Source organism: Nonomuraea sp. NPDC002799 (assembly GCF_053592075.1).
Window position 1 is genome coordinate 1 of sequence record NZ_JBSFVA010000074.1, and the last position, 17,009, is coordinate 17,009.

Sequence of the window (17,009 nt, forward strand, 5' to 3'; positions counted from 1 at the left end):
CTCCGCATAGCAGAGCGACTCATCCCCGCACACCACAGCCACCGACTCCGGCACCCGAGCGGCCTGCTCCTCAAACAACTCATGCACGAACACGAAATCTCCAGAATTCCTGCTGCCATGACGCCTAATCTGTGCGTCCATGGTTCTTCTGTATCGGCTTCAGGCCGTAGGCACACCTGTGAGGTGGCGGCCGATAGTGGCACATGATGCAATGATCGCGGCACTGGCTCATTTTCAGCGAACCGCTCAGTCGCTGAGGAGTGTCGAACGAGTCCTTCTAGCAAGCGACTGTCGCTGGGATAACAGATCCATGAATTAACGCAGACTCGCAGGCCTCATGTCGGTCCAGTTTTCCTCAATATACACAGTCGCTTGCTCGTACGAATCCGGTCCACAAATGACCTGCCACCCTGCAGGGACAGCAGCAAAGTCTGGCCACAGGGAATACTGCCCTTCGGCATTGCAGAGAACGAAGAAGCTACCCTTGGTGTCATCAAAAGGATTACCCATACTCACCCATCTCTCGGGAAGGGACTGCTGACACAACGTCAACAACAGGTCTAGACAGAAAAAAAATCGAGCGCAATCGGATAGAAGAGCGCACCGCTCCATCGTCTCGTATCAGAAGCCAGCCTTGACGATGGCTGTATGACGCTCTCCTGCTCTGGCCAACGCTCTAGGGTCAGTCATCCGTAATCTGCCCCGCGATACCTGTATCTCGTCTGACTGTAAGTAAACGAGTCCCGAACTACACTGCCCGTCAAGTAATACCTGCCATCGGCCGCTAGATCAAGGGGGTCGTCTGCCTTAGCCGGGGTGATGCCTTCGCATGGCACCACCTGCGCTTCGTCCGACTCTAACGTGCGACTGCTTGGTCCTTGCGGGCAGGGACTACACCACCTGCCTCAGGGCGGGGCGCAAGCCTGAGGGTCCATGAACCCGTACAACTTAAGGCTCCATCAGTCTTGACTGGAAGCCCTGTTGCGCTTTGACTGATCGAGGCAGTCAGGTCGCCAGTCACACCCACTCCCGCACCCTTAAGCTGCGCGGACAACGAGCTCGCTACCGGACAACGAGCATCTGCCTGGCTCATTCATGATGTCCGCGTCCGCACGGGAAGACAAGTTCCCTGCTCAAGTAAGCGAGGCTGTGGTCGAACTTGTCCCTGAACAATCCACTCTGCAGTCAAGGACGCGCTCCTCTTAGAGTCCTGAGCGCCTTCGGTTCCATCGGCCCAAGGTCACGTACAGTCATGATCTGCTATGCGTATGTGTTCGGTATTGACCCAACAGGAACTCCCAGTTATCGTCCCTCAGGGGTAAATCCGCTAGAAGGTACAGAATCCTTTTGCGGACAGGGCCGGCGCGCTTGCAGTCACTTCATACGCGTCCGAGCTGTACGTCAGATCTCCGCACGAGAGGGCGCGAGTGAGCTCTGAAGAGTCATCTCAGGATGAGGCAAACGAACGTAGATGGATCGACGGGCAATGCCATTGCGGCGGTATAAGATTCTCAGTATCCCTGACTCGTAATGTAACAATCCTTCAGTGCAACTGTGGAATCTGCTACATGTCCGGCCATGAGGAAATCATGGTTCCCGAGGAGCGGTTCGAACTCCACGAAGGGCAAGAGTACCTGAAGCCATACCGTTTTGGTGTCGGCATCGCGGATCACACTTTCTGCGCGGTCTGCGGAATCATGCCCTTTTATCGGCCGCGTTCTCATCCGACAGGGTTTCTCAGTGTAAACGCACGCTGCCTGCTCAGGGGAAGAGCAATTAAGCATCGAAAACCCGACGAGCTGGACTTGGGCTTCAAGGAAAAGATCGATTACGTCGAGTTCGACGGACAGAATTGGGAAGAAAGCATGGCCGCTGGGAAACACGTGACCACGGAATAGAAACAGCAGGATGGCTCTATGTGAGAAGACTTCGCAATTGCGTCCGCACTCAACTTGGCCGGCTTCCCTCTCGCTGTGCTACGCCAGGAGGCCACAGAGAGAGCATACGGAACGCTTTTCCAAAGATGGGAACCATCCCCAGATGCCACTATGAGCCTTAGTGCTGCCCAGCTGCGCGGCGAGGCAGAAACATGAGCAACTTTACATCATCTGCCTGGCCGCAGACTAATCTGAATGCCATCACGGTGGAGTCACTGCGTAAGGCAGGACATCTCAAATGGGCCGGATTAGGGATGGACCTACTTGGTGCCGACGCTGCAGAGATGGACTATGGAACTGCACCGCAAATTTCCGAAGCGTTGAATCAAGCTATTGCCTCCAGCACCCTTGGATATCTGCCGCCAGCGCTAGAGACGGATATGCGCACTGCGTGCGCTACTTGGCAGCATGAAAGCTATGGGTGGGGGGTCGAGCCGACTCACATCCGTCTGCTTCCTGACGTCATCCGAGCCCTTCACGTGTCGATCGAAACCTTCTCGCGACCCGGCTCGCCAGTTATCGTGCCCGTGCCAGCATATATGCCGTTCCTCATCGTTCCGAAGCTGCTAAATCGACGGATCATCCCAGTTGAGTTGGTTCGATCCGAAGGGCAATATGTATATGATCTCGAAGCACTAGACCGTGCTTTTTCCTCAGGCGGGCATGCGCTACTGCTATGCAACCCGCACAATCCAGTGGGGCGAGTGCTGAAGCTGGATGAGCTTGTGGCTATTAGCGAGGTGGTCGACCGTCATGGGGGGCGAGTGTTCTCCGATGAGATCCACGCTCCCCTAGTCTACGCCGGGCATCGCCATGTACCATACGCCTCCATTTCGGAGGTAACAGCAAAGCACACTGTCACGGCCACGTCGGCCTCGAAGGCATGGAATCTGGCTGGCCTGAAATGTGCCCAAATGATTCTAAGCAACGATGCTGATCTAGATCGATGGGACCGGCTTGGGCGGCTAGCGACTGACGGAACATCAATTCTCGGAGTGGTGGGCGGCATAGCGGCGTTCAGACAGGGTCGGCCTTGGCTCGAGCAAGTGCTCAACTATCTCGACGTCAACCGCTATCTGTTAGCCGATCTACTCGGTGAACATTTGCCGTTGGTGGGCTACACACCGCCCGAAGGCACGTATTTGGGATGGCTTGATTGTCGTGAGCTAGGAATACCAGAGCTTGATATAGCACAGTTCTTTATTGAAAGGGCTGGGGTATCGACGGTAGACGGTGCGAGCTGCGGTTCGCCTGGGCGAGGATTTGTGCGTATCAACTTCGCCACCTCACGGGAGATTCTCACTTCAATAGTCTCGCAATTGGCCAATGCCGTACACCCATAGGGCGGTGCCACACCATTCGCGCGGATAGCTTAGTCAGCTTGGAGCCTAGTCAATACGACTAAAGGCATCTGACATCCGGCGGCAGTCGCTGTTTCGTGGAAGGAACGATCTGAATGACAGACCTCGACTTCTCTTCTCCCACTGCGCCCGCAACTGGGCAGTTGACGCTGCATCAACCGATCAAATCGTGGTTGCAACTGACCGCGAGCTGTAACATGAAATGCAAGCAATGCTACGGCGACTGCGGCACCGCACCCCCTGCCAGTGAGATGAACGTCGAGGAATTCAAACGACTCGCCGACGAGATGACCGAAGCTGGAGTACTCGAGCTTTTGGTCGAGGGCGGTGAACCCATGCACCGGCCGGACTTTCTGGAGATCCTCAAGTACTGCGCTCGCACCATGCTCGTGCGCTTGCGCACCAACGCGACACTGCTTGACACAGATAGCGCGATAGCGCTGCGTGAGGCCGGGGTGGGCGGCCTCGTCGTGGACTTCATGGGTGCCACAGCCACAACGCACGACTGGCATCTTGGAGTTGCGGGCGCGTTCGAGCGCACAATGCGAGGGCTGCATACCGCGCTAGAGGCAGAGTTCGAAACTGTTGCCACCCTCATCATGACCCGCCGAAATGTGGGCGAGCTCCAAGCATTTATAGACCTTGTCGCCGAAGCCGGCGTACCCCGTGTGGGCATCCTCCGACTTTACCCACTGGGCCGAGCCAAGGACTACTGGTCGGAACTCGCCCTACCCCTGCGAGAACAGATGGCGGCATTGGACCAACTCGTCGTGCCAGAGCAGGTCTACCTCATGCGCTCCTGGCACCCCCGGGACGGCAACTGCTGCTGGCAGGCATCCGGCGTTGACTCTACTGGCCGATCGGTCGGCTGCTCGTATTTGCGAGATTTCGTCGATTTCGGCAATGTCCGGGACACCCCGTTCCTCACGACATGGCAGCACCCACTGTTCCGACAGCTACGCGCTCGGGACGTCGAAGGTCACTGCACCGAATGTGAATCAACTCAAGGATCGCGAGGTGGCTGCCGTTCAACGGCGTACGCCTTCACCGGCGATTGGAATGCAGCCGACCCATTCTGTACAACGACGAATCGAGGCGTTGATGTCGAAATACTCCCTGCAAGATTGCTTCCGAAAAAGGAATGATATTCGCGCGCGCGAGGTGCCGGAATGGGGCTGTCTTTTAATATATACTCCGCGCCGACCAAAAGTTCACTATCTAGACCCGCGATCCTGGCTGATATTCGAGCTTTGCGATGGCCGCACTTATAAAGAGCTCGTGGCCGAGTTCGGGGAAGCAGTCCCCGACGGAACCTCGCGGGAACAGATTCATGGAGCGGTCGAAAAAGGGCTGAATGCGTTAGTTCTCGGTGACATTATTGAGCTGATACCCGTACCCAGCTTGGTCACCACCAAAGCGGGTGTGGACTGATCCAACAGTTCACACCGATTCCACGAAAGAAGGGAGGTGAAATGATGGAGAATTCCAACATGATTGCCCTGCTGAAGCAGAAGCTTCATGCGGCGCCGTTCGATGAGCCGGCGGTTGAGGCTGTTCAGCCTGAGATTCGTACAGCAGCGCAGTACATGCTGCCGTCGATGCGGTCCGGTTTCCGACTCGACGAAGAGTGAGTCGAGGGGGTCGGGTGCGAGGCATTTATGCGCACCCGACCCCGCACTCGAATTGCCCAGGGTACAGTCATTGAATTTTTCGCAGGAGCGATTCGACTTCATTCAATACACGGTCCGGCTTTTTATATTTTAGATATGCATTGACTGCGAGATGCAAGTATGGACAAAGTAAAACTGAGCGAATCCATCTATCTTACATGGCAGGAAAGTATCTTACCCAGTCTTGCAAGGCTGATCGAAATTCCGGCTTTGTCGCCCGCGTTCGATGTGGACTGGGAGAAGACTGGTCATTTGCGCGCCGCCGTCGTGCACGTCCAGGACTGGATCCTCTCGCGCGCACTTCCTGGCGCCAGGTGCCAAGTCATCGAATTTCCAGGACTATCACCGCTATTGCTGGTCGAAGTTCCGGCAACTTCCAAGGTCGCGCGGCAACCCGCTGTCTTGCTGTACGGGCATCTGGACCGGCAACCTCCGGCCGGCGAATGGTCCGACGGGCTAGATCCATGGCAGGCAGTCTTTCGAAACGGCAAATTATTCGGCCGCGGCGTTGTGGACGACAGCTATTCAGGTTATGTCGCGATCGCTGCACTTGAGGCAATTCGTGCGGAAGGTGGCGAACATGCGCGTACTGTCATACTCTTGGAAACTGGTGAAGAGTCTGGGAGCTCTGACCTACCTCTATATATGACCCACTTAGGCGACGTGATCGGGGATATCTCGCTCGTAGTTTGCCTGGATTCTGGCGGCGGGGATTATGAGCGGCTGTGGGTCACTAACAGCCTACGCGGGCTCATACGCGCAACTGTGACTGTACGCGTCCTAGACCAACCACAGCATTCTGGAATGGCTGGCGGCATTGTCCCAAGTTCTTTTCAGGTGATGCGACAGCTATTGGATCGAGTGGAGGACCCGAACACTGGGGTAGTGAAGCTGAGAGAAATGAGCGTCGAAATTTCCGAGCAGCGGCGTGCTGAAGCTGCCGAAGTTGCGGAACTGCTGCCTGGACGGGTAAAGACGCTCTATCCTACGGTCGAGGGTATGAGACTTGCCGCACAGAATGAAGCCGAACTGATATTGAACAACACTTGGCGGCCGACACTTTCAGTAGTTGGTGCAGCGGGGATGCCAGATCCGGCAATGGCAGGAAACGTTTTGCGGGCGTCGACAACGCTTGTCTTGAGTTTCCGCACGCCGCCGACCGTGGACGCTCGAGCGGCCCTAAAAGCCTTGACATTGTTGCTGAACACCAATGTGCCATATGGAGCTCATGTTGAGATCACTGATGCAAGCGCGCAGAGCGGCTGGATTGCTCCCGCCATGGCTCCATGGCTAACGCAAGCGCTGTCAAAGGTGCAGGATCGTGTGTTCAGGAAGCGGCATCAGAGCGTTGGACTTGGAGCTTCAGTACCATCCATGAAAATACTTGGACGCGCATACCCTCAAGCGCAATTCTTGGTTACCGGCGCCTTAGGCTCTGATTCGAATGCGCACGCCCCGGATGAGTGGCTGAATGTTTTATATGCCCAGAAGATTACTGCCTCTGTCGCGTACGTCTTGGATGCGCACGCGCGACACCGAGGATCGGTCGGTTGCGGCACGCAGGGTATCCATCCCTAGTACGCCAGTCGCCATTCGTTACATCAGCTGAATATATATGCGGTGGACAAGGTAGAGCAATGCTTGAGATCTGTAGATGTAAGCATCGGTGGTTTGTTGTGATCAGCGACCCCCGAGTTTCGCAGTTCGCGGGCATGTGAAGTCTGATCGCGTAGCGGCGGTGCTGCTCGATCGGGTTGTGGATAATTTTCGGGCGCAAAAGTGTGGGCACACGACTATTTCTGATTTCGCTGCGATTGCTGGGACTTGTACGGCATGATGCGGGCATGTACCTGCGCAAGACGCAACGGCGACGGCAGCGTGGTCCGATATCTCCAGCTGGCCAACAACCGCCGCCTCAACGGCACCACCCAGGCCGAGGTGCTGGTCAACCTGGGCCGCGAGGACAAACTCGACGTCACGGCGCTACGCCGCCTGGTCGCCTCGATCAACCGCTACCTCGGCGACGACGTCACCCGCCCGCTCGGCGCCGAGGCCAGACCGCTGAGCGTGGAAGCGGCCCGCCCGTTCGGCGTCATCTGGCTGCTCGACCAGCTGTGGCACACGCTGGAAGTCGATCAGGCGCTGGCCTCGGTGCTGGGGCCGCGACGCTTCCGCACCGACATCGAACGCGTCCTGTTCGCGCTGGTCGCCAACCGCGCCGTCGCGCCCGCCTCGAAGCTGGCCGCGACCGAGTGGATCACTCACACCGTCGCCATCCCCGGCCTGGAGCACGCCGACAAGGACCAGGCGATGCGGGTGATGGACCTACTGGCCGGCGCGGATGCCCAGGGGGCGGTGCAGCAGGCGGTGTTCTTCGCCGCGGCCAACCTGCTCAACCTGGAGGTGGATCTGATCCTGTTCGACTCCACCTCGACCTACTTCGAGCGTGACGGCGAACCCGGCCCCGACGCCAGCGGTGACGGTGACGGCGATGAGGCGGGGCTGCGCCGGTTCGGGCATTCCAAAGACCACCGAAAAGATCTGCCGCAGATCGTCATCGGGCTGGCCGTCACCCGGGAGGGCATCCCGGTGCGCTGCTGGGTCTGGCCCGGCAACACCTCGGACATGACCGTGATCGAGCAGGTCAAGGACGACCTGCGGGACTGGCGGCTGGGCCGGGTGGTCACCGTGGTCGACTCCGGCTTCTCCTCTCGCGAGAACATGGTCTACCTGCAACGCGCCGGCAGGCCCGCGAGGCGATGTCCCGCCAGGGCCGCTACCTGCAGGTCCGCGAAACCCTGCGGGTCAAAGAGGTCCGGCTCGCCGCCGACCCGGGACGCCGGTGGATCATCTGTCACAACCCTGTCGAGGCCGAACGCGACCAGGCCCGCCGACAAGCACAGCTGGAGGCGGTCACCACCGAGCTGGACCAGATCGCCGCCGCCCGCGCCGCCGACGCCGCCCACGCGAAGGCCAAGGCCGCCCAGCAGGCCAGAAAGAAGACACCCCGGCCCTCGGACGCGCCACACCGCAAGGCCGAATGCGCCTTACGCGACCACCCGTCGCTAGGCCGATGGCTCAAGCAGCACCCGACCACCGGCCGCCTGTCCATCGACTCGGCCAAGGTTAAGGCCGAGGCCAACCACGACGGCAAGTACCTGATCGCCACCTCCGACCCGGACCTGAGCGCCGAGGACATCGCGCTCGGCTACAAGAACCTCCTCCAGGCCGAGGCGGCCTTGTATTCATTCAGGCTTGGGTGTAGCTCTTCCATAGTGACTGATTCGATCAAGCGCTGAGGGTGTATTCGTCCTGGTGGCGGTGGTGGTGGACGCGCTGGTTCTCACGGTCGACGTGGAAGATCCAGTACTCGTCGAGGTCGTTGTTGGCGATCAGGGCGCGGAGCTTCAAGATGGCCTCGGCTCCGGCCAGTCCCCAGCGGGCGCCGGTGATGTCCAGGCGGTCGCCGATCAGGTAGCGGGCGCTTCCCTCCACGACGCCGGTGGCGATCGGCCAGCCCTGCTCCAGCGCCTGGTCATAGCGCAGGAACGCGCGGTGGCTGGTCAGGTAGCGGGCAGCGACGGCGAGACCATCACCTCGGCTGGTCGTCCGGGCCTTCAGGTCGGTGATCACCTCCTCGAGGCGGCCGGCCAGTAGAGCCAGTGCCCAGCCGGCGACGCGTTGCTCGGCGGCCGGGTCGTCGGCGGTGTGCAGGCAGCGAGCGGCGCGCCAGAGGTATTCCAGCACGTGGATCAGATCGCAGACGATATGGATGCGCGCGCGGCGGCGTTCGGCCTCGGCCTGCAGCAGCTGAAGCTGGTGGTGATCGCCGTCGGCCAGCACCACCCAGGTGCGGGCATGCAGGCTGTCGCGGGCCTCGGCCTGGTCGAACATGAAGGCGATCACCTGCTCGGCGGAGTCGATGACCGAGGCGTAGATCCACTTGCCGGACGCGCGTGGCCCGGCCCGCACCCGGCCCGCACCCGGCGGGCGCCGCTGCGCTCGCCGAGGCTGATCACGTCGTGCGGGCGGCGGGGTGCGGGCACCGCGTCGTAAACCACCGCCAGGGTGGCCATGCGTTTGCGATGCGGCTTCTCGCCCGAGGCCAGCCGAGTGCGGAACCTGCCGCGGTGCCGGGCGGCGGCCGCTCGGGTGGCCGGCCGCAGTGCCTCGGGCCGCATCACCACCCCCTTGCCGTCGGTGCTGAGCACCAGCAGCTCGGTAGCGGCGCGTGGCACCGGGACACGGGCGGCATAGAAGGCCCCGACATCGGCCGCGGCAGCGACCGCCAGGTTCTCGATCTGCCGTTTGCCGATCACATCACCGCACCGGCCGGTGATCGCGGCATGCGCCGCGTCGAACGAGCCGCGCACCGCCTCGGCCACCGCCAGCCGCGCCAGCCCATGGCTGTGCCGGCCCACGGGCAGCGCCAGCGCCTCGTCGGCCGGATATTGGTTGCGCCGGCCCGGCGCTCGCAGCGCGCAGCGGCGCACCGTCACCGTGCCCACCACGGTGGCCAGCAGCCGGTGATGCCCCTTCTCCAGCCGCCCAGGCGGATGCGCGGCCGTCAGGCGGGCCTCCTCCCGGTCCGCGCGCAGGTCCAGATGATCCTGCAGCAGCTGCCGCACCAGCCGGCGGCCCCACTGCTCACACCAAACCTCCAGCTCGGCGTGGGGCAGCCCGCCGGTGACCGGATCGGCCAGTTCGGCGAGCAGAAGATCGAACAACTTCCTCGAGGTTGCAAAGCAGTCAGCTCTGAGCGCGGTGTCGTACGGTGTCGTCATCGGCTCTTCCTTGCCGGTCGGTTCGACTTGGGTCGCACCTTCGAACCTCCGGCAAGTAAGAGCCCTCGCCAACCACCACCACCGGCACATCACGGTGACGTGCCGCCCCCGCCCCGGTGCTCGCTACCGGGCGATCTGCCGAGCAATCGACTCGGTCAGGGCGAACAGCCCGGGCTCGTCCTGAGCCAGCCAGCCACGTTCCACCAGCCGTCGCAGCTTGCCCCGCAGCCCTTCCACCGCCGCGGCCGACTCCCCCCGCCCCAACGCGGCCGAGATTTTCCCCGCCCGCATCGCCCGCCCGGCATCGGCCAGCACCTCCAGCACATCCCGATACGCCCGCGGCAACACCGACGGCTCCAGATCCTCACGCCACGGCGGCACCGTCACCACGCCCCGCCGCACCGCCTCGGTCTCGCTGCCCAAACCGTTCTGCCCAGCATCGGCGGGGCCGGCATCCTCGCTTCCCACAACGGGATCGCTGGCAAGAGGACCCTGCCCGCTCAAGATCTCCTCCACCACCTCGGAGGCGATCAGCAGCCGAGACAGCCCCTCTTCCTCGGCCTCCAGCCGCGCCTGCACCTCGGCAAGCTGCCGGCCAAGCTCCTCGATCCGCTGGCGGGCTTCGGCTTGCCGCCGTGCCAGTTCCTCCAGTAACGACCCCATCGCCACCACCGCCTGCACCCACAGTAGAAGGCGGTTTCACCATCAAACAGCCAGGACAGCGAACGCCCAGCTCAGCCAGTCACTGCAAAGGAGCTACACCCTTCAGGCTTGTCGTTGATCGCTTCGGGTTCGGGATCAGCGTGGGCGGCTGTGCGTTGAGCCATGGACGTTGTGCGGTGGGGCTCGTAGGTTGAGTTCGTGTCCGCTGCCAAAGAGCTCAGCCGTGAGGAACTGCTGGCTGTTTTGGGCGAACTCCAGGTCGCGCTCGCGGAGCGGGATGCGGTGATCGCGGCGTTGCTGGCCGAGGTCGAGCAGTTGAGGCGGCGGGCGGGGATGGATTCGTCCAACTCCTCGATGCCGCCGGGATCGGATGGCCCGGCAGCGCGGGCCAAACGCGTCAAGAAGCCGAAGAAGCGCTCGCCCCCGCCGCGCGGTGGGCAGGCCGGGCATGCGCTGGCCTGGCGCAGTACCCCGGATCGATCACCGTCATCGCCCCTGAGGACTGCGCCGGCTGTGGTCAGGCGCTGGCCGGCCTGGAGGGGACGGTCGGCGCGCGGGTGCAGGTGTTCGACACCCCGCCGGTGAAACTTCAGGTCACCGAGTACCGGATGCTGCAGGTCGGTTGCCCGGTCTGCAGCCGGACGAGCCGGGCGGCCACCCCGCCGGAGCTGGCCGGGCCGTGCTGTTACGGACCTAACGTGCGTGTGGCGACCGCGCTGCTGGCGTGTGCCGGGCACATGAGCGTCGAGCGGGCTGCGGACCTGATGGGCGTGCTGCTGGACGCGCCGGTCTCGACCGGGTTCACCGGCGGCCTCATCAAGCGGGTCGCCGACCGGCTGACCGGCTTCGAGACCGTGCTCAAGGAGCGGCTGCGGGCGGCGCCGGTGCTGCACCACGACGAGACCCCGGCCCGCGTCGCCACCGACGACGGGGATCGGCTGTTGTATGTCTACACCGCCCGCGCCGGCCGGCTGGTGTGGTTCGGCGCCGCGGCCGGTCGTGGCCATGCCGAGCTGGACGGCTTCAAGATTCTGCCCGGCTACCGCGGCACCCTGGTCCGTGATGACTACACCGCCTACGCCAAGTACGACAAGGACCTGGCCGGCGTGCAGTTGTGCTGCGCGCATCTGCTCCGATCGCTGCGCGGCATCGGCGAGCTGGACGGCGAGGGCAGCCGGGTGCAGCGTTGCTGGACCGAGCCGGTGATGAGTGCGCTGACCGAGGCCAAGGCCGCGGTCGCCCAAGCCCGCGCCGAGGGCGCCACCACCATGGATCCGGAAGTTTCAGACGGGCTGCGCGCCCGCTATGACCAGGCGGTGGCCTGGGGCATCGCCACCAACACCCACCGCGACTGGCCCTCAGGGCGACATCCCGGCTACACCCTGGCACGGCGGCTACAAGCCCGGGCCCCGCAGGTGTGGCGCTTCACCGCCGACTTCGCCGTGCCCTTCACCAACAACCCCGCCGAGCAGCCACAGCGCATGGTCAAACTGCAGACGAAGATCGGCGGCTGCTGGCGCAGCGTACGCACCGCCGCCCGCTACTGCCTCATCCGCTCCTACCTCGGCACCGCCCGCAACCACGGCATCCACCCACTCGACGCCCTCCGCGACGCCCTGGCCGGGAACCCCTGGATGCCACCGCAAAACGCCTGATCAATCACAGGCCTGAATGGATACGCGGCCTTCCGCACCATGAAGACGACCTTGGAGCTGCGGCCCGTCTACCACCGCCTCGACCAGCGCATCGTCGCCCACGTACTGCTGTGCTGGCTGGCACTGCTGCTCATCCGCGTCGCCGAACGCCGCACCGGACACACCTGGAACGCCATCAACCGCGAGCTGGGGCGCGTGCACCTGGTCACCCTGTCCGGTCCCGCCGGACGACTCCTGCACACCACCAGGCTGACCCCGGCCCAGACTCAGCTCTACAAAGACTGCGGTGTCGCAATGCCGCCAAAGATGATCGGTCTGCATGCCGGTGAATAGCCTCTGAACAGGCCGAACGATGCGCGAAGGCGTGGACACACGCCTCCGGAGCGGCTTCACGTCCGTTTCCCCAGGTCAACTACCCATTTAGCGGCCTTCGTCTGCCCACCAACTGCGAAACTCGGGCGACCCTGCTGGTTAACTCGTCTCAGGCCGCGAGGGCGAGTTCTGCCAGTTCGAGGCGGGCGAGGTGGCTGGTGCGGGTCCGGTCGAGCGGGTGTCCGTTCCACCAGGCGTCCAGGCGGATGAGGTTGAGCGCCACGGCGGAGAAGAGGTGTTCGAGGTGGACTTTCGCCAGGCCTCGGTAGCGGGCCCGGCGGACACCGGTGACCGCGACGGCCTGGCGCATGGTGCCCTCGACTCCGGCGCGGAGCTTGTACTTGTCCCCGCCAGGCCTTGCTGGTCTGATCGACACGGGCCTGGTCAAGAGCCTCTTGAAGGAGGCGGGCGCGGATGGTGAGCTGGCGTCCACCTTTCTTCGCCGAGGTGCACAAGGACCGAACCGGACACGGCCGGCAGACCTCGCCGCTGAACTTGACCACGATCGCCTCGGAGTCGCGCTGGGTGCAAGGACTCCACGAGGAACTCGCCCGCCCTTGCGGGCATATGACCTGCTCGGCGTCCCAGTCGATGGCGAACGCCGAACGGTCGTACCCGGCCGCGGCGCGGGCTTGCGATGAGTGATCAAGCAGAACCGGCGTGACCAGCACGATCCCGAACCTCTTGCGGGCGCCGACGAGGAGTTCCGCGGACGGGTAGCCGGAATCGAGGTAGTGCTCGCCGGGCAGCAGCCCACGCGCCGCAAGCATCTGATGGATTCTCTCGGTCATCTGGTTGTCGGGCACGGTCGCGCCTAACCTGATCACGAACGTGGCCACCACAGACGCCGGTCAGCGTGGTCATCATGGTGGCGAAGGCGGTGACGTGGCCGGCGAGCGCGTCCAGGTGCGGGCTGCGAGCTCGGAGAGCGGCGAGTTTGGCCTGTTCATTGGCGTCGAGCCGGTCTGGGTGGCGGGTGATCCAGGTGGTGACCGCGCGAACGGTCGGCCCTGCCGGTGGTGGGGGGGCGAGGGTGGTGGCTCGGAACGGATGCAGGTGGCGGCGGACGATCTGGGGGCTGCCGCGATATCCCTGGACCCGGATTTCCTTGGTCAGCAGGGCGGCGTCGGTGCAGCCGTCATTGAACCGCTGGGTCAGATAGGGCAGGTAGGGGGTCAGGAGGTCGGATCGGCCGGTGGCCTTGGTCAGCACTTCCTCGACGCTGGTGGCGTGGGCGAACTTGCGGACGGTGCGGCGGTCCAAGCGCAGGTGCCGGGCGATCGCCGAAATGGTCCAGCCTTTGGCGGCCAATTCCTGCACCGCGGCGTACCGTTAACGGTGCCGTACGATCAGCTGGCACTCCTGCGCCGGAGCGCCCGTATGGTCCTGGAGGTCGGCGACGGTGTCGGCCATGTCTTGGCCCTCTTCCGATGGTGGTTTGGCGACCGAGTCGTCTTCGCGCAGGTCAGCGCGGTGAGCAACAACGGTCTTCTCGACCGCGTCACACAGGTTCTGATAGAGATGAAACCGGTCTGCCACCTGGGTCGCTTCCGGCGCGCCGGTGCGGGCGCCCTCGGCATAGGCCCCTGCTCTGTCTCGGCAGATCACCTGAATTCCGGGATGCTCCGCGCAACCACTGGGCCAGGGAGTCAACCGTACGGTCGTCCAGGACATCGACGGGCCGATGCGTCTCCATGTTGATCAGCAAAGTCGCGTATAAATGTCCACGTTTCTTCGCGAAATCATCGACTCCCAAGACCGTGACCTGGCCGATCTCGGGATCAGGCAGCGCACGGAGCAGTCCGATCAGCGTGTCCCGGCAGACCCCTATCCCCATCAGGGCGGCCAGCCGGGATCCGGCACGGCCCGCGAGCGCCAACGCCAGCACCTCCAGCAGGCGGCGCAGCAGCGACGTGCGCCGCGCGTGTCTCCCCGTTAACAACGGCATCGGTTCGGCGAACATCCGCGCCTGGAACCCCGGGTTCCCGCAGATCAGTCGGCGTACCGTGACCGCGATCAGCATCGGCCGGCCGCCGGTCGGTAGGTCACGAAGCACTCGCCGGTCACGGCCATGCACCCGGGAGGAGGACACGCCGCACTCCCGGCAGCCCACCGGCCCGCCCTGGGTATGCGCCGTGACCAGCACGTAGTCACCGCGATCAGCGATCTCCTCGATAACCAGCCCGTCCAGGTGAGGAAAGAACACTTGAAGACAGTCGGCATCGCCCGCCACGACATGCTGCACGATGAACTCCACGGCCGCTCGGTGATGATCAGTTCTGGGATGAACCAGATCTTCACGGAGCGGCCGCCCTGATGTACGCAACGTTGCTCAAGCGCGATCGGTCCGGACGAAGCCCCCGACCACCGTCTGTCTCGGCACCACACAAAGATCGCCAGAGCCAGTTTCAGCGAGCGCCATCACCAACCTGCCCCAACGCACCCGCACCACCAGCCTGCCAGCAGCCAGACTGCCGGAGATCGTCGCCTTGTACGGGCTGCTCGGCTGGATCGAGCAGGACTGCAAACAGGTCAAACACGAACTGGGCTGGGCCGACTTCCCGAACAGCCCGCCAGACTCCAAACGCACTTGTTCACGCTTTGGCCCGCGCCGCCCGGGTCAGACCACCACCATCCGGATGACGCAACATACTCCCAGACTGCGCGGTGATACCGCAGTCTTTCAACCTCTGTAGCTCGGCGGCAGTCATGAATAGATACATTGGCCGGACCATCCGGACGATCGGTGGTGACCGATCAAGCCAGGATCTATTACGAAAATTAGACCTCACAACCCACGTGCTAGAAGATCAGCCAAAATTAGTCGCCCAAAAGCGAGATTGCCATGGAACGGGCTTCTGACATCACATAGCTCAGGTCGTTGGAGGCCAGTCTCATCAACGGCACTGGCGCGCAGGTCAACGACGTCGACGCCGAGTTCGCTCACCGTCCGACAGACGGTGTTCTGCGCTGCCATAAAGACAGATTTATCACATCTTCCTGGTATTCGCTGTGGCGCCATCACCGCCAGCACTCGCAGACCCAGTCCGCGTGTGCAGCGGTAAAAGTTCAAGGCATCGGGAGCCATAGCAATGATGATTTCATCGAAGAGCCGGCTCGAGAGGAAATCCTGTGAGAGGCTGCCATCGCGATCGCGATAGATCCGCCAGTAATCGCTGTGAGCAAATAGATGAACACTGAAGCCGAAGGTTGACACGAGTGGGACAGATACTCGGCTGACGCTAGTTACCCCAAGCTCGGCCAGGAAGCTGCGGTAGAGCATTTCCGCCTCGGGCTTGCGAAACGAGATGTCGCTCTCGCGCCCGTCAAAGAAGTCGACAGTGAATTCACTGGCGGTGCCAATCGGGCCGCCGCAGAAGGGAATAGAGGCGGCCTTCGCTGCCTGACCGATCGGACCGGCATGGCAGTCTCCCAATAGCAAGAATCTGGCGGGGGTTGCAACCTCGGAAGACAGTACCATCGCAAACGACCCATCCTCGTCTTGGGCTTGATTTCAAAGCCGAGTACGGCCTGACCGGCATAAGTCAAATCCGCCAATGACAGTGATGCCGATCCAAAGTGTCACACCGTCAGGGGATATACCTGCATTAATATCACCTTCAGGAAGTCGACTACCTACTCCACAGATCCGCTATTATGAAGAAATGCCGCCATCATCGGCATCGACTTCTAGAATTGCTGAAATGCGGCGGACTGAAAGTCCGATGCCGTTGCAGATGCACGGCTACCTACCGATGCTCTCACTTCGATCCACCGCTTACGCCTGTCACAGCGTGATTGCTTCGGCTCCAAAGAGTTGTTTAACATCAGCCGCGAATGCCGGATCTGCGCTGACGGAGAATTCAGGGACCGCGAGAAGCACGATCTTGCCAGTATATCGTCTCAGGTTTATCCTCAGCGGCACGTTGCCCTGGTGCAGCTTTAGCACGTTGCGCAACTCCTCTACTGACTTCGGTGTGATGCGATCTTCTCGCAAATGGATGGTCACCGGGTGCCCGGACTCGCTGGTGATGCCGGACACGTCGAGCGGGGTGAGGTCCTGCGCGAAGACCGAGATCGCGCCGTCGCGGTTGTTGACCTGGCCGCCGACCGACACCACGACGTCGCTGCGGAGCTCGGGCGCGTACAGCTCGTAGCTCTTGGGGAAGAACAGGCATTCGACGGCCGCGTCCATGTCCTCGACCGTGACGATCGCCCACACGTTCCCGGCCTTGTTGACCCGCCTCTCGACCTTGGTGACCAGGCCGCACACGCGTACGTCGCCGCGGTCGTCACGACCGGACTCCAGCAACTCGACGATCGTGGTGTCACGGTTGCGGGCGAGCAGCCGTTCCGTGCCCGCCAGGGGGTGGTCGGACACGTACAGGCCGAGCATCTCGCGCTCGAAGTCAAGCCGGGTCTTCTTGTCCCACTCCATGTCGGGGATCGTGACGGAGAACGCCGCGCCGTCATCGTCGTCGTCCGCCCCGCCGAACAGCGAGTCCTGGCCGTGCGCCTCGTTCTTCTTGATGTCGATGACCGAGTCGACGGCCTGCTCGTGCACCAT

General features: G+C 62.5%; 16 protein-coding genes and 4 pseudogenes. 10 read left to right on the top strand and 10 right to left on the bottom strand.

Features of this window, described 5'->3' with window-relative positions; genetic code table 11:
• Positions 1-315 precede the first annotated feature (315 nt).
• Positions 316-612, bottom strand: a complete 297-nt coding sequence (locus tag ACWD0F_RS50395) for an MbtH family protein (RefSeq protein WP_449890050.1) — start codon at positions 610-612, stop codon at positions 316-318.
• An 815-nt stretch (positions 613-1,427) separates the two neighbouring features.
• Between ACWD0F_RS50395 and ACWD0F_RS50400 the strand changes: the two genes are divergently transcribed.
• From ACWD0F_RS50400 to ACWD0F_RS50430, 7 genes and pseudogenes are all read left to right on the top strand, one after another.
• Complete coding sequence (locus ACWD0F_RS50400) at positions 1,428-1,898, top strand: GFA family protein (RefSeq protein ID WP_449890051.1); 471 nt, start codon at positions 1,428-1,430, stop codon at positions 1,896-1,898.
• Between the two features lie 191 nt (positions 1,899-2,089).
• Positions 2,090-3,280 carry a MalY/PatB family protein gene (locus ACWD0F_RS50405; RefSeq protein WP_449890052.1) on the top strand — a complete coding sequence of 397 codons (1,191 nt, stop codon included), beginning with the start codon at positions 2,090-2,092 and terminating at the stop codon, positions 3,278-3,280.
• A gap of 113 nt (positions 3,281-3,393) precedes the next feature.
• Complete coding sequence (locus ACWD0F_RS50410; protein ID WP_449890053.1) at positions 3,394-4,443, top strand: radical SAM/SPASM domain-containing protein; 1,050 nt, start codon at positions 3,394-3,396, stop codon at positions 4,441-4,443.
• A gap of 133 nt (positions 4,444-4,576) precedes the next feature.
• A complete protein-coding gene (locus ACWD0F_RS50415; protein ID WP_449890054.1) occupies positions 4,577-4,729 on the top strand; it encodes a hypothetical protein in 153 nt (50 codons plus the stop codon).
• A gap of 41 nt (positions 4,730-4,770) precedes the next feature.
• Positions 4,771-4,929, top strand: coding sequence for a hypothetical protein (locus ACWD0F_RS50420; protein WP_449890055.1), 159 nt, complete (start codon positions 4,771-4,773; stop codon positions 4,927-4,929).
• Between the two features lie 159 nt (positions 4,930-5,088).
• Positions 5,089-6,546 carry a M20/M25/M40 family metallo-hydrolase gene (locus tag ACWD0F_RS50425; RefSeq protein ID WP_449890057.1) on the top strand — a complete coding sequence of 486 codons (1,458 nt, stop codon included), beginning with the start codon at positions 5,089-5,091 and terminating at the stop codon, positions 6,544-6,546.
• A 258-nt stretch (positions 6,547-6,804) separates the two neighbouring features.
• Positions 6,805-8,222 (top strand): annotated as a pseudogene (locus tag ACWD0F_RS50430) (IS1634 family transposase); the annotation flags it as partial.
• A 34-nt stretch (positions 8,223-8,256) separates the two neighbouring features.
• On the opposite strand, the pseudogene ACWD0F_RS50435 reads toward ACWD0F_RS50430, so the two are convergent.
• Positions 8,257-9,752 (bottom strand): annotated as a pseudogene (locus ACWD0F_RS50435) (ISKra4 family transposase).
• Between the two features lie 123 nt (positions 9,753-9,875).
• Positions 9,876-10,433, bottom strand: coding sequence for a hypothetical protein (locus ACWD0F_RS50440; RefSeq protein ID WP_449890058.1), 558 nt, complete (start codon positions 10,431-10,433; stop codon positions 9,876-9,878).
• Positions 10,434-10,613: 180 nt separating this feature from the next.
• On the opposite strand from ACWD0F_RS50440, the gene ACWD0F_RS50445 reads away from it, so the two are divergent.
• The 3 genes and pseudogenes from ACWD0F_RS50445 to ACWD0F_RS50455 all read left to right on the top strand — a co-directional run.
• A complete protein-coding gene (locus ACWD0F_RS50445; RefSeq protein WP_449890060.1) occupies positions 10,614-11,000 on the top strand; it encodes a DUF6444 domain-containing protein in 387 nt (128 codons plus the stop codon).
• Positions 10,895-12,070: an IS66 family transposase gene (gene tnpC, locus ACWD0F_RS50450; RefSeq protein ID WP_449890070.1), complete on the top strand. Its 1,176-nt coding sequence runs from the start codon at positions 10,895-10,897 to the stop codon at positions 12,068-12,070. The genes ACWD0F_RS50445 and tnpC overlap by 106 nt, the downstream gene beginning before the upstream one ends.
• Positions 12,071-12,082: 12 nt before the next feature.
• Positions 12,083-12,403 (top strand): annotated as a pseudogene (locus ACWD0F_RS50455) (IS1634 family transposase); the annotation flags it as partial.
• Positions 12,404-12,551: 148 nt separating this feature from the next.
• Here ACWD0F_RS50455 and ACWD0F_RS50460 read toward each other — a convergent pair.
• From ACWD0F_RS50460 to ACWD0F_RS50490, 7 genes and pseudogenes are all read right to left on the bottom strand, one after another.
• Positions 12,552-12,830 carry a transposase gene (locus ACWD0F_RS50460; protein WP_449890061.1) on the bottom strand — a complete coding sequence of 93 codons (279 nt, stop codon included), beginning with the start codon at positions 12,828-12,830 and terminating at the stop codon, positions 12,552-12,554.
• Positions 12,831-12,837: 7 nt separating this feature from the next.
• A pseudogene (locus ACWD0F_RS50465) lies at positions 12,838-13,113 on the bottom strand (transposase); the annotation flags it as partial.
• The gene (locus ACWD0F_RS50470) at positions 13,088-13,762 is read right to left on the bottom strand and encodes a hypothetical protein (RefSeq protein WP_449890062.1); all 675 of its coding nucleotides are present in this window, start codon (positions 13,760-13,762) and stop codon (positions 13,088-13,090) included. The pseudogene ACWD0F_RS50465 and the gene ACWD0F_RS50470, both read right to left, overlap by 26 nt.
• A 12-nt stretch (positions 13,763-13,774) precedes the next feature.
• On the bottom strand, positions 13,775-14,050 hold the full coding sequence (locus tag ACWD0F_RS50475; protein WP_449890063.1) for a transposase: 276 nt from the start codon (positions 14,048-14,050) through the stop codon (positions 13,775-13,777).
• Positions 13,944-14,699: a transposase family protein gene (locus ACWD0F_RS50480; protein WP_449890064.1), complete on the bottom strand. Its 756-nt coding sequence runs from the start codon at positions 14,697-14,699 to the stop codon at positions 13,944-13,946. Before ACWD0F_RS50480 ends, ACWD0F_RS50475 begins: the two co-directional genes overlap by 107 nt.
• A gap of 531 nt (positions 14,700-15,230) precedes the next feature.
• Complete coding sequence (locus tag ACWD0F_RS50485) at positions 15,231-15,923, bottom strand: hypothetical protein (protein ID WP_449890066.1); 693 nt, start codon at positions 15,921-15,923, stop codon at positions 15,231-15,233.
• A gap of 306 nt (positions 15,924-16,229) precedes the next feature.
• Positions 16,230-17,009: OB-fold nucleic acid binding domain-containing protein (locus tag ACWD0F_RS50490; protein ID WP_449890068.1), on the bottom strand; the 780-nt coding region annotated here is incomplete at its 5' end.